Below are 13,172 nucleotides of genomic sequence, written 5' to 3'. Positions count from 1 at the left end.
GGATTTCGCAGGTTTAGGGTAATTTGTATCATTGGCAAGACGGCAGAAACGCTTTATAATAGAGCCATCAAACAGGGAAGCCACCCTTGATATGGCAAACAGACAAGGAGGATCATTCTTATGAAAATCGCATTTGACGTTGACGTTCTTGCCAAGCAGATGTCCATCAACGATTATGTTCACAAGGTAGCTGACTGGGGCTACAAGTACATCGAGCAGTCCCCGCATCCGCGCATCAACCCGTTCTACAAGCACCCGCTGTTCTCTAAGGAGTGCCAGCAGGAGTACAAGCAGGCTCTCAAGGAGACCGGTGTAGAGATTTCCTCTTTCATCGTTGTTTACCGCTGGTCCGGCCCGACCGAGGAGCAGCGCCAGCACGCAGTTGCAAACTGGAAGCGCATGATTGAGATCGCGGTTGACATGGGCGTACCGGTCATCAACACCGAGTTCTCCGGCGACCCGAACCAGCAGGAGATCTGCAACGGCATGTTCTTCAAGTCTATGGAGGAGCTTCTCCCGATCATCGAGCGTGAGGGCATCCGCGTAGAGTGCCAGTCTCATCCGTATGACTTCGTAGAGCTGAACGACGAGGCCTGCGACATCGTTAAGTCCTTCCGTTCCAAGAACCTGGGCTACGTTTACTCCGCATCCCACGGCTTCTTCTACGATCAGGGCAAGGGCGACGTTCGCCACATGCTGAAGTACGCCGGCGATGAACTGACCCACGTTCTTCTGGCTGACACCTGGAACCAGACCAAGGACTGCCGCTACATCGTAAATCCGCCTTGGCTGAACCAGCACGGCCGTGCTGACTACACCATCCATCAGCACACCGCTATGGGTGAAGGCGAGGTTGATTTCGACGGCATCTTCGAGACCCTGCGTGAGATGGACTTCGCGAACAAGCAGCTGAAGCCGGACGCACCGAAGGTTGGCGGCGACAATATCATCTGCGTATCCTACTTCGGCTTCCCGGAGAAGATGGATCAGCAGGCTCCGGAGGCACTCGACCGCATCAAGCACGAGCTGCTGTAAAGAATACTTCCTGAATACACAAAAGGACTTGAGTTTTCACTCAAGTCCTTTTTCCTTCGGCAAATAAAAACGGACAAACCGCTTTGGTTTGTCCGTTATATTTTTATTCTCCGCAACCGGGACAGTCGGAACAATCGCCGCACTCGATACCTTCCGCGGCCTTGCGGTCCTCATAGGCGCGCAGCGTGCCTTCGGTTATGTGGCTGAGAGCCGCCAGCCGCTCATTTACCATATCCCACAGGCACATCGGCAAATGGTCGCGGTGTCCGCGGTGGATAGTCACGCACTCGAAGCAGTTGCCGTGATGGCGGCACGCCTCCTTACACGGGCAGTGATCACCGGATTCGCGTACCTGACGCAGAAATTCCAGCTTGATCTTGAGTGCTTCTTCCTTCTTGCCCTCGCGGTCAAGGTCGTTCTGCAGGATGGCCAGCTCGTTTCCGTCTATTTTCATAAGTATCGCTCCTCTATATATTGCACTGTATTGCATTTCCATCATAGCAGAGTTTTGACAGTTTCGTCAAAGCAACTTTATCCAAAACCGTGTTTTCGTGCAGTTATACAGATTTTCAACACTCATTTTATCTATTTTGCCATTGACAAAAAGGACAAAATAAAGCCCTCATTCACAGACACATGAACGAGGGCTTTTACTTCCAAATCTCCATAGATCCTCTTTTCCCGACAGGATATTTCCCATCGCATTTGGATTGGTATTCGGTTGTTTTTTCGGCATCTTTCGATCTTACGTTCGCGGAACAGCCCGGCTAAGGTTCGTTTACTGCACAAACTACATAGTCCGTTTGGTTGCCTTTCCTACATTCGGGAACTCTATTTCCAGTGGGTGATGCGTCACTGCTCGGCGGAAGATGTGATACAGCCTGCCTTGTCGAACCGGATTTTACTCGGACTTTGATATTATCTCGTTCCGATGCGGTATGTCTATGCTGCAGATACTCATCAGTATGCCCATCGGCGGGTGCAGCATCCGGCAGGTATCGTAAGATACTTCGTTTTGTTCGCCGGCGCATCAAATATCAGGGTTCTGTCATGTATGAACCTTACTTTCCTGCTGCCTCGATCCGCTTGACTGTCTTAGTATGCCATGTACGGATAGTTAAATTCACGAGGATAGCTTCCCCAAAGTTACCGTTGTTGTTACCTTTGCTTAGAAGCCGATCGCGCTTTTCAGGCGGTTCAAATTGTGGAATTGGAACTCGCTCATTTTTTCAGCTATCACCTTGATCGTTTCGGTCACAGCGCCGCGGCGAGTCCCGCGAACTGGTAAGATGCCTCTTCTGATACCATTGGACTCACCTCTTTCGTGGGTATCAAACCGGATTGACATCCTTCAGATTAGATGAAGGTTTGCGCCTTTTGGAGTAAAACCCCTGTTTTACTTTGCCTTTGGTGTTTGCCTTTATCTTTTCTGTGTCATTATAATATCATCAATATTGCACAACGTCAAGCGTTTTTTGCGACTTTTTAGGTTGCATATTGCACAACAAAAAGCCATCCATTTCGGTGATTTGGCTCTTTTCTCCCAGTGTGGAATTTGGTATAATAAAAGTGTTGGGGCTTGCGAAGCAAGCGGACCCTGCGCTGACGCCGCGCGAGCGCGGCACGGGTATGTCGCGCAACTCGCTGGTCTGGATATAACGGATGACACCTCCGAGTTACAATTATCAGTAATCTTTACCGTAGGGTGCAACGTCCTCGGCACACCGTTACTTTCTGAACTGCACCATCTGCATCGCAGGGGCGGTCATTGGCCGTCCACGCAACGTGAGGACATTACTTAAGGCAACACCGCAAAATTTATTTGCAAATCGCTCTTGTTCAATTATGCGGTATTGTCTTAACTCCCACTTGGTAGGAGCTCTTCACTCTAATTTCTAATCACTAACTACTAATCCCAAAAGGAGGCTATTGCAGTGGAAAACTTTAGCTTTTATATGCCGACACGCTTATTTTTCGGTGCCGGATCGGTCAAGCGTCTGGCCAAGGCACGCCTGCCGCAGGGCACGGGTCTGATCATCACCGGCGGCACCTCCACCACCAAACTGGGTTATGTGGCCAAGGTGGCGGATACGCTGGCGGAAGCCGGTCATCCGACCGTGGTATACAACAAGGTACAGCCAAACCCGACGATCGAGGGCGTACGCGAGTGCGCTGCGCTCTGCCGTGAGCAGAACATTGCATTTGTTGTCGGCCTCGGCGGCGGCTCGTCCATCGACACGGCCAAGGCGGTTGCCATTATGGCGACCAACGACGGCGACTGGTGGGACTACATTCACGGCGGCACGGGCGGCGGCAAGCGCATGGCCAATGCCGGACTGCCGATTGTTGCTATTCCAACGACCGCAGGCACGGGCACGGAGGCCGACCCGTTCACGGTTATCACCAACGGCGAGGAAAAGATCGGCGGCGGCGGCGAGAAGTGCTTCCCGACCATTTCGATCGTCGATCCGGACTTTATGATGACAGTTCCGCCGCATCTGACGGCATACCAGGGCTTTGACGCATTCTTCCATGCGGCCGAAGGCTATCTGGCTAAGACTGCAAGCCCGATGAGCGACATGTTCGCGCTGCAGGCAATTACGCTGATTGGCAAATCGCTGGCAACAGCTGTTAAGGACGGCGGCAACGCCGATGCACGCGCGGATGTGGCACTGGCGAACACGCTGGCAGGTTTTGTCGAAACGCTGTCGAGCTGCAGCGGCGAGCACGCCATCGAGCATGCGCTGAGCGCGTTCCATCCCGATCTGCCGCACGGCGCGGGTCTGATCATGCTGTCCAAGGCATACTGGAGCCGCTTCAAGGACACCTCGGCTGACCGCCTGCAGGCCATTGCACACGCACTCGGACGTGCGGACGGCGATTTTCTCGCTGCGCTGGCTGAGCTGCAGCAGGCGTGCGGCGTGGACAAGCTGCGCCTGTCCGACTACGGCGTAAAGCCGGAAGACGCAGGCGAACTTGCTGACAACGCAGCAAGCACCATGGGCGCCTTGTTCCGTGTCGATCCGCGCACGCTGTCCCGCGAGGAGATTATGGACATCATCACCGAAAGCATTTAAGCGAATACGCTGAGAGCGGACCGATTGGTCCGCTCTTTTTTCGATAACGGCAGTTGCTAACACATTTTCGCGCGATAGCGCGTGTTAAATAGCATTTGCATTGCAAATGCCAGCCCGTAGGCCTCTATCCTTAAAAATATTTAATGAGAGCAAAAGTCGGGGCGTGTACCGCGCAGCGCGGCCAAGAAGCCGCGCAAGGATAGCGCTGACTTTTTGACTTTGGGAGGGAGAAAGTTTCAACCAACGGGCGGAACTTTCGGACGATTTTGTGTCGTTTGCGTTACATCTGTGTTACACTGCTTGTATTGCCGCCAGATCATGCTATAATAGTCACAGAGTATGATATACGTCATACATCTATTAGCTTGCGGCTCTGCCGCAGACAAGGAGGTACACTCTATGAAATTTCAACAGGTAATGGCATTTTTCCTCACCGGTGCAGTGGCACTCTCCATGAGCACCACCGCGCTCGCTGCCGACCTTCCGGATAACGTTGATACCACCGTATCCGCCACACAGACCGCCGATGAGCAGGAAAACAACCTTTACGCCAAGAACGACAAGGACCTGACCGATGCCGAGTTCGAGCAGAAATATGAGCTGCCGGAGAACTCGTGGTTCACGCCCGCAGTCCGCTATGTGATTGAGAACAACATCATGCTGCCGGCGGGTCATATCGACGGTAAAGAATATTTTCCGTGGTTCAATCCGGCGGAAAACCGCTGCACGGTTGCTGAAGCGATTTACAACAGTGCAAAGCTCGTTGACCCGGAACTGACTGCATCCTATGCAGGCATGGCTGTTAAGGAAGCGCCCGATTACGCCGAAATCCCCGAGCTTTACCGTGATGGCGCTTCGTTCTGCTTTGAATCCGGCATTATGACCGGTGACAGCCAGCACTACCTGCGTCCCTATGACTCCATCTCCCGTCAGGAGTTTGCGGCAGTGCTGCAGCGCTACATTACGCTGCTCGAAAAGGCCGGAAAGATTACGGTTTCGACTGATACGAGTGTGAATACCGCGTTTACCGATGCTTCTTCGCTCGCTCCGTGGGCGAAGGATGCCGTTGCGTTCTGTCAGACCAACAAGCTGATGAACGGCGACAATCACGGCGCATTCAATCCCAAGGGACAGATTAAGTCGGTTGAGCTGGCACAGGTGCTGTACAACCTGTCTCAGCAGATCAAATAATGTGCAAAACCACCTGTTATCACTGATAACAGGTGGTTTTTCTATGTCTTTGGGGCGTCAATTTCACGTCACAGTTTTCAGTCAAAACGCGAATTGTCAAAATACGGTTTATCTGCTATAATGCAGATACCGAGAGACAGCTTCCGCGAAAGAGGTAACAGCTCATGAAAAAACGCATTGCATTCCTGCTGATCGTTCCGCTGCTGTGCGTGCTGGCTGCAAGTCTGAACATCAGCTATATGCCGACCGGCGGCCTGCTTTTTGTCAGCAGCACGCCGGACGATGAACTCACTGTCTGGCAGAAAACCATGCCTGACGGCACCAAAATCGCCGTTTATAACAGCGAAACCTCCATCGTATATGCGAAATACCACGGTTTGGCATACACCATCACCGAGATTCAGAAGCCTGTGGACGGGCATTGGCTGCCGGAGTCCATTAAGGTCTACCGCGGTTCGTACACCTCTCCCGACAACACATAAGAGAACAGCCTCAGAGCGTGATTTTTGCGTGCCTCTGAGGCTGTTTTATTTCATTCCAGGATGGAAAATTCAATTTCTTCGGCGGTATAGCCGTCCTCGATGATAGTCGGTGCGCGGAACAGGTCATCCTCGAGCGTATGCGGCAAATGCGCCAGACACAGGTGCAGCACACTGCCGCCGCCCTCTCTCTGTGTGAGCAGCAGCCGTCCGCCGTGCGCCTGCGCAATTTGACCCACGAGCGGCAGACCAAGACCAAGCGGTGTGCCGCCGCGCACGAGCTCCCGGTAATCGTCCATCGAGGTGGTGCGCCGCCAACCGGAAAGCAGGTCATCGAACTTCGCAGGGTCCAGTCCCGGACCGGTATCGGCAACCGCAATCGTCACAAAATCCCGCGTATCGGTCAGCGAAACCGTGATTTCGCCGTCCTCCGGTGTTGCGCGCAGCGCGTTTGTCAGCAGGTTATAGATTGCCGTACGCACCAGTCTCACGTCAATGAGCGCGTCTGCATGCTCCGGCACCTGTACGATGAATTTTGCACTGCCCGCAGGCGCATGCGTCTCAGCCTGCTGCACGGCATCGCGGCAGAGCGCTGACAGGTCGCAGCGCCGCAGAGAAAGCTGCTCGGTCAGCAGCGGGTCGTGCAGTAAATCCGAGTGCGTCAGCAGCCGATACAGTCGCATGCACTGCCGCCGCAGTCCGTCTGCCAGTGCAGGATCCTCCACCTGCTCGGCCTCGGCCATCAAAGCGCCCAGATAACGCGAGCTTTTGTCCTGAATGACCCGCAGGCTGCCGTCATAGGCGGCACGGTCGCGCCGCAGATACGCCAGCAGTGCACCGCCGCGGTGCGGGATCATTTCGACCGTGTAGACCGTTCCGTCGATGTCCTCCTCTGCGGTGCAGGCAGACTGTGTATTTATGCACCGGAGCAGTATATTCCGCGTGCTGCCGCTCAGGAACGGATCCAGCTCCTCCATCGGGTGCAGACCGGAAAGCTGCTGTGCCGCGTCGCTGCACCGCTCGATACGCAGCGTATCGCTCACCGCGAACAGCGCCGCATGCCGCAGCTCGGTGCGCAGCAGCAGCTCGCGGACTGCGTTGCCGTCCAGCTGCGAAAAAAATGCGTCTTCCATCATTATCCTCCCAAAACACCGTGTAATTTTACCTTTGTACTGTGGGAAAGCTGCTGTCATTCTCGATCGTGTTTTCCTGCGTCCGGTATATGCTGCGCGGTATTTGGCATACTAATCTCTGTCTTCGCGGATGTGAAAAAACAGCACGGCGCGCGCTGTGCTTTTCTCATCCCGAAAATCGGGGGATTATACAAACCGAATCCCCATATTTTGTACGATGTGTTTATTATACCACTGCCGCTACTGTCATTGCAAAGAAAATTATACAAAAATACCGGTCGGAATGACAAAAAAATCACAAATATTACACCTTGCGGCAAACTGCGCATTTAGTGTATAATAAAAACATCAACAGAGAACTTCATCAAAACATTTAGGAGGAACACTGTAAAATGGGTATCAAAGTAGGTATCAATGGTTTTGGCCGTATCGGCCGTATGGTTTTCCGCGCTGGTCTGAAGAACCCGAACATCGAGTTCGTAGCGGTAAACGATCCGTTCATGACTCCGGACTACATGGCATACATGCTCAAGTATGACACCATGCACGGTCGTTACGACGGCACCATCGAGTATGATGACAACTCCATCACCGTTGATGGCAAGAAGGTTCTGTTCTTTGCAGAGATGGACCCGAAGAACATTCCGTGGGGCAAGGTTGGCGCTGACTACGTTGTAGAGTCTACCGGCGTATTCCTGACCAAGGAGAAGGCACAGGCTCACATCGACGGCGGTGCTAAGAAGGTTATCATGTCTGCTCCGTCCAAGGACGACACCCCGATGTTCGTAATGGGCGTTAACCAGAACACTTACACCAAGGATATGACCTTCGTATCCAACGCATCCTGCACCACCAACTGCCTGGCTCCGATCGCTAAGGTACTGGACGAGGCATTCGGCATCACCGAGGGCCTGATGACCACCGTACACTCTGCAACCGGCACCCAGAAGGTTGTTGACGGCCCGTCCAAGAAGGACTGGCGCGGCGGCCGTGCTGCTTGCGGCAACATCATCCCGTCCACCACTGGCGCTGCAAAGGCTGTAGGCAAGGTTTATCCGAAGCTGAACGGCAAGCTGACCGGTATCTCCATGCGTGTACCGACCCTGGACGTTTCCGTTGTTGACCTGACTGCTAACCTGGCTAAGCCGGCTACCAAGGAAGACATCTGCGCTGCTATGAAGGCTGCTTCCGAGAAGCCGCTGTCTGAGGGCGGCCTGAAGGGCGTTCTGGGTTACACCGAGGATGCTGTTGTATCTTCTGACTTCCTGGGCGACGAGCGCACCTCCATTTTCGACGCTAACGCTGGCGTTTACCTGACCGACACCTTCGTAAAGGTTGTTTCCTGGTACGACAACGAGTGGGGCTACTCCAACAAGCTGCTGATGCTCATCGAGCACATGGCAGAGGTTGACAACAAGTAATTGCTGCCCACCGGCGTATAAAATGTTTTCAAAAAGCTCTTGTTCTTCGGAACAAGAGCTTTTTTCTTTCTCTCCGGCTTGACGGCACAGGCATATCATGCTATACTTAGTTCAAATTTAGACTATCTATTTTTGAAGCAGGTGATATACATGAATCCCTATATGGAATTTACGCACAAGACCGATCTGGCATACAGCGCAATGTGCCGACCGCTGTGCCGCGAACTCAAGCTGACACAGACGGCGTTTGACATCCTGCTGTTCCTTGCCAACAACCCCGGCCATGACACCGCCAGCGACATCGTGGAGCTGCGCCGGATCAAGGCGAACCTCGTATCAGTCAACGTCAACCGGCTGGTCGAGGAGGGCTATCTGCGCCGCGAGAGCATCCCCGGCGACCGCCGCAAGACCCGTCTGATATGTACCGACAAGGCGCTTCCCATCATCGACCGCGGCCGCGCATTGCAGGCGCAGTTCATCGACCGTCTGCTCTCCGGCATGAGTGATGAACAGCGGCAGGCGTTTGGCGATGCCGTCGGTGTCATCGACCGCAATCTCGACCAGCTCTTGCAGGAGGTGCGCTGATATGACGATGCTTTTCACCGTGCTCGTCACGTTTTTCGCCGGCATGGGCGCTGGCCTCGGCACCGGCTTCGCGGGCATGAGCGCCGCCGCCGTTATCAGCCCCATTCTCATCACCTTTCTGCACATGGACCCGTATATGGCGGTCGGCATCGCGCTCTCGTCTGACGTACTGGCGAGCGCCGTTTCGGCCTATACCTACGGCAAAAACAAAAATCTGGATGTCAAAAACGGCCTGCTGATAATGCTCAGCGTGCTTGTATTCACCGTGGTCGGCAGCTATATCGCCAGCCTGCTCCCCTCGCGAACGATGGGCAGCTTCTCGGTGTTTATGACGTTCCTGCTCGGCGTGAAGTTCATCGTCCGTCCGGTCATGACCACCAAAGAGGCGATGATGAACGTGTCCGCACGCAAACGAGCTGTGCAGTCCATTGTCTGCGGCGTGCTGATCGGGTTTATCTGCGGCTTCATCGGCGCGGGCGGCGGCATGATGATGCTGCTCATCCTGACCTCGGTGCTCGGCTACGAGCTGAAAACCGCCGTCGGCACCAGCGTGTTCATTATGACGTTCACAGCGCTCACAGGCGCGGCCTCGCACTTCGCCATTGGCGGAATGCCTGACCCGCTGATCTGGGCTCTGTGCGTGATCTTCACGCTCGTGTGGGCACGCATCGCTGCCGTGTTCGCCAATAAGGCCAGCCCGAAAACGCTCAACCGCGCCACCGGCGTGATTCTTGTCGTGCTCGGCCTTGCTGTTATGTTATTCTCCAAAATCGCATAAACAAACCCCTTTCCGCTCTGTCGGAAAGGGGTTTTTCAGTTGAAAATTGAGAATATGGATATTTTTTTACCTGAACACAAATTGGTGCTGGAACATGATGGGTACTATTATCACAGCAGTCTGGCGGCCAGAGAGAGGGCAGAACGGAAAGACCGCGCCCTGCGAGAGGCGGGATATCAGGTGCTACGAATCTGTGACAGCCGGGAGCTGGCTGAGCCGGTTGTATTGCAGAAGACGAAAATTCTGTATCGGCTTGATGAGCAGGATAGGCATCTTGACCAAATGATCGCCTCTGTATTTTGCTATCTTGATTTGCAGCCGCTCGATTTTCATCACCGGCGGGATCAATATGCAATTAATCAAATGTATTTTCATGAGCGAAAGAAACGCACTCTGGCGGTAGAATATCCTGCAATCGCGTTGGAGTGGAGCACCCGCAACGCCGACAAGCCTGATACTGTATTCGGCGGTTCACCTCGAAAAGTTTGGTGGCACTGTCCAAAATGTCAGCAGGAGTATCAAGCAACGATCGCTAACAGGACCAAGCGCCGTTCCAACTGTCCGTTCTGTGCCAATCTTCAGGCGTATGAAAAAAACTGCCTGGCAGTGCTCCGGCCGGAAATTGCCGCGGAGTGGCATTCTGCGTTAAATCCCCCTCTGACACCTTATGATGTAGTGCCCGGCTCTGAAAAAAAGTATACTGGATCTGTTCGGAAGGACATGTTTGGAAAGCAGCCATCTGTTCCCGCACCAATTCCCGAAAAAGCAGATGCCCCATCTGTCATCCGAGAACTGGGACGCGATGCGGCTTGGTGAGGCCGTCGGAGCCTGCGCTTATTTGAATCTGGCACTCCACAAAGAATTTGCCGCTTTGGCCCAGTGAGATAGCAGGGCAATCCAATAAGAAATTTGGGTGGAAATGTGAAAAGGCCATGAGTGGCAATGCGAGAAGGGACATGTCTGACAGAGTTCCATCAGCAAGCGGATTCGCGGGGATGGCTGTCCATATTGTTCCGGTCGGCGTCCAAGCAGAGCGTATTGTCTGCAAGCCTGCTACCCTGCCCTTGCTCCTATCCATACAGAGAAATTGAACATTCAATAAAGAACGTGCGTTCTTTTTAGTGCAAATCATGCTGCATTTTCGTATTTTCCTCAGAATCAATCCATATACTATGTTATTTTATGCGCTCGCTTCTCAACGGCAGTTCTCCCTCAAATCTGCGGCTGCACCTGCAGGAACTCCTCTGTTCCCTGTTCTCCGGTTTGCATTTTTGCCGGTTTCGTGGTATATTTTAATATATGCCGTATGACTTTGTAATCGGTCATGCGCGTCAATCTGCGAACACATCATACAAAGGTAGGGAGCAAAGATGAACGGACCTACATTACAAGTGTAGATGCTCGGGCAGTTTACCCTTCGATACGGCGACCGCACCATTTCCGACAGCGACGACCGTTCCCGCCGGGTATGGTCACTGTTGGCCTATATGATATATAACCACGGCCGCTCGTTCGCCCAGGAGGAGCTGATCCATCTATACTGGAGCAACGGCGAAAAAAGCGCGGATCCCGGAAATGCGCTCAAATCAATCTTCCACCGCATTCGTATCGCGCTGGACAAACTGCAGCCGGGACTTGGCCGCCTGCTCATCCGCCGCAAAGCAGGACGATACTTCTGGAACAACGTTATACCGCTTTCCCTCGATATTGAGGACTTCGAGGCGCATTTTCATGCCGCCGAAGCCGCCGGAGATGACGATGTCCGTCTGGCAGAGTATCAGGCTGCACTGGCACTGTATGCCGGCGATCCGCTGCCGCGCATGACCGATGAAATCTGGACCATTCCAATCGTGGCCTACTATCACAGCCTGTACACCCGTACGGCAGCCGGGGCGATCGAACTGCTTGAAAAGCAGGAACGCACCGCCGAAGCCGTTGCGCTGTGCCATCAGGCGATTCATATTGAGCCGTATCAGGAGGACCTGTATGAGCACCTCATGCGTGGTCTGCTCCGCACCGGCGATATGAAGGGCACTATGTCGGTCTACGAGGAAATGAGCGAGCTGCTGTTTGCGCATTTCGGCGTTATGCCGTCCGAGACGCTGCGCACGCTGTATCGTCAGGCAACACGCACCGTAAACGACCGCACACTGACCATGGACGAGGTTTGCTCTCAGCTTGCGGAGCCTGCGCCGCACGGCGGCGCCATGGTATGCGAATACGACTTTTTCAAGATTCTGTACCGTTCCGAAGCCCGTTCGATCGCACGAAACGGCCATTCAGCGAATATCTGCCTGCTGTCGGTCTCCGGCAAGGACGGCGAAATGCTTGCACGCCGCAGTCTGGACCCCGCAATGAACAATCTGCAAGTGCTTGTCCAGAACAATCTGCGCCGCGGCGATGTGATTGCTCGATGCAGCATTTCGCAGTATATCATCCTGCTGCCGCAGGCGAATTACGAAAACAGCCGCATGGTTGCCGACCGACTGGTAAGCGCGTTTTACCGTCGGTATCCGCACTCGCCTGCACGGCTCCGCTATACGGTGCAGCCGCTGACGTAATCAGACCTTCAAAACAACTGCGTACCGTCTATCCCGCGCACAATAAAGGAGATAAACATGGGTAAACAAAGCTGGAAGCCCGGCAACATGCTCAATCCCGTTCCGGCGGTGATGGTCAGTGTTACCGATGAAGAGCACCGTCCCAACATCATCACGGTGGCTTGGGCGGGTACGATCTGCACCAACCCTCCGATGGTGTCGATTTCGGTCCGTCCGTCGCGGTATTCTTACGATATTATTGAGAAAACCGGTGAATTTGTCATCAATCTCACCACCGAAAAGCTGGCGCGCGCGTGCGACTACTGCGGCGTTGTCAGCGGCCGTGATGTGGATAAATTTGCGAAAACCGGTCTGACGCCCATGCCGGTCGAGCATGTCAGCGCACCCGCTATCGCGGAAAGTCCGGTCAACATCGCCTGCCGCGTGACCGAGAGCCGCGCACTCGGCAGCCATACCATGTTCATTGCCGAGGTGGTCGGCGTGACGGTTGATGACGAATATCTGGACGAAAACGACCGGTTTCATATCAACGATGCGAACCTGATTATGTACTCCCACGGCGAGTATTTTGCGCTCGGCAAATATCTCGGCAAGTTCGGATACAGCGTGCAGAAGAAGAAAAAGAGGAAGAAGTAAGGCGTTTTCAACTGCATACTATTGGCTGAAATATTAAATCGAAATTTGACAAAGGAGTGTGATTATATGGGTAAAGCGATTTTGGCAGCAATCGTTACATTGATTGTTGGTTATTTAGGTACGGTCGTAGGAGTTGAACTTTTAGGTAATTGGTATGAGTTTGGATTGCTCATTGCTATTGCAGTAATGGGTGCTTTTATCATCTACTTCAATGACAAGAAGTAAGACGACTTCCAGTTTTCCGCACCATGCAACCCAAACAGCGCAAAACCGGCA

General features: G+C 53.5%; 13 protein-coding genes and 1 pseudogene. 12 read left to right on the top strand and 2 right to left on the bottom strand.

Translation table 11 applies throughout. The features are described 5' to 3' along the window. The first annotated feature begins 120 nt into the window (after positions 1-120). Entirely contained in the window at positions 121-1,035 is a 915-nt protein-coding gene (locus tag DWZ82_RS10280; protein ID WP_117752129.1) for a sugar phosphate isomerase/epimerase family protein, read from the top strand. A gap of 103 nt (positions 1,036-1,138) precedes the next feature. Here the strand turns inward: DWZ82_RS10280 and DWZ82_RS10275 are convergent, their stop codons facing one another. After that, positions 1,139-1,489, bottom strand: coding sequence for an LPS biosynthesis protein (locus DWZ82_RS10275; RefSeq protein WP_199667462.1), 351 nt, complete (start codon positions 1,487-1,489; stop codon positions 1,139-1,141). Positions 1,490-2,969: 1,480 nt separating this feature from the next. Here DWZ82_RS10275 and DWZ82_RS10270 point away from each other — a divergent pair. The 3 genes from DWZ82_RS10270 (at position 2,970) to DWZ82_RS10260 (ending at position 5,785) form a co-directional block, all read left to right on the top strand. Beyond that, entirely contained in the window at positions 2,970-4,112 is a 1,143-nt protein-coding gene (locus DWZ82_RS10270) for an iron-containing alcohol dehydrogenase (RefSeq protein WP_243022930.1), read from the top strand. Between the two features lie 399 nt (positions 4,113-4,511). Continuing rightward, on the top strand, positions 4,512-5,303 hold the full coding sequence (locus DWZ82_RS10265; protein WP_158575187.1) for an S-layer homology domain-containing protein: 792 nt from the start codon (positions 4,512-4,514) through the stop codon (positions 5,301-5,303). Between the two features lie 164 nt (positions 5,304-5,467). Then, a complete protein-coding gene (locus DWZ82_RS10260) occupies positions 5,468-5,785 on the top strand; it encodes a hypothetical protein (RefSeq protein WP_118480645.1) in 318 nt (105 codons plus the stop codon). A gap of 50 nt (positions 5,786-5,835) precedes the next feature. On the opposite strand, the gene DWZ82_RS10255 is transcribed toward DWZ82_RS10260, so the two are convergent. After that, positions 5,836-6,915 carry a sensor histidine kinase gene (locus tag DWZ82_RS10255; protein WP_158575185.1) on the bottom strand — a complete coding sequence of 360 codons (1,080 nt, stop codon included), beginning with the start codon at positions 6,913-6,915 and terminating at the stop codon, positions 5,836-5,838. Positions 6,916-7,307: 392 nt separating this feature from the next. Here DWZ82_RS10255 and gap point away from each other — a divergent pair, with 392 nt between their 5' ends. From gap to DWZ82_RS10220, 8 genes and pseudogenes are all read left to right on the top strand, one after another. Further along, entirely contained in the window at positions 7,308-8,336 is a 1,029-nt protein-coding gene (gene gap / locus DWZ82_RS10250; protein WP_118480641.1) for a type I glyceraldehyde-3-phosphate dehydrogenase, read from the top strand. 150 nt (positions 8,337-8,486) lie between these two features. Next, a complete protein-coding gene (locus DWZ82_RS10245; RefSeq protein WP_118480639.1) occupies positions 8,487-8,921 on the top strand; it encodes a MarR family winged helix-turn-helix transcriptional regulator in 435 nt (144 codons plus the stop codon). Position 8,922: 1 nt separating this feature from the next. Beyond that, positions 8,923-9,699: a sulfite exporter TauE/SafE family protein gene (locus DWZ82_RS10240; RefSeq protein WP_118480637.1), complete on the top strand. Its 777-nt coding sequence runs from the start codon at positions 8,923-8,925 to the stop codon at positions 9,697-9,699. A gap of 54 nt (positions 9,700-9,753) precedes the next feature. Continuing rightward, a pseudogene (locus DWZ82_RS10235) lies at positions 9,754-10,263 on the top strand (zinc-ribbon domain-containing protein); the annotation flags it as partial. 140 nt (positions 10,264-10,403) lie between these two features. Next, positions 10,404-10,541 carry a zinc-ribbon domain-containing protein gene (locus DWZ82_RS16065; RefSeq protein WP_442861152.1) on the top strand — a complete coding sequence of 46 codons (138 nt, stop codon included), beginning with the start codon at positions 10,404-10,406 and terminating at the stop codon, positions 10,539-10,541. Positions 10,542-11,096: 555 nt separating this feature from the next. Beyond that, the gene (locus tag DWZ82_RS10230; RefSeq protein WP_118480633.1) at positions 11,097-12,260 is read left to right on the top strand and encodes an AfsR/SARP family transcriptional regulator; all 1,164 of its coding nucleotides are present in this window, start codon (positions 11,097-11,099) and stop codon (positions 12,258-12,260) included. Positions 12,261-12,317: 57 nt separating this feature from the next. Further along, positions 12,318-12,896 carry a flavin reductase family protein gene (locus DWZ82_RS10225; RefSeq protein ID WP_118480631.1) on the top strand — a complete coding sequence of 193 codons (579 nt, stop codon included), beginning with the start codon at positions 12,318-12,320 and terminating at the stop codon, positions 12,894-12,896. Between the two features lie 66 nt (positions 12,897-12,962). Beyond that, complete coding sequence (locus DWZ82_RS10220) at positions 12,963-13,121, top strand: binding-protein-dependent transport permease (RefSeq protein WP_117490033.1); 159 nt, start codon at positions 12,963-12,965, stop codon at positions 13,119-13,121. Positions 13,122-13,172: the final 51 nt, after the last annotated feature.

Origin of the sequence: Butyricicoccus sp. AF35-5AC (assembly GCF_003477715.1) — a bacterium.
Taxonomy (GTDB): Bacteria; Bacillota; Clostridia; order Oscillospirales; family Butyricicoccaceae; genus Agathobaculum; species Agathobaculum butyriciproducens.
The sequence above is the reverse complement of the archived record's forward strand: the minus strand, read 5'-3'. Positions and strand labels throughout refer to the sequence as shown.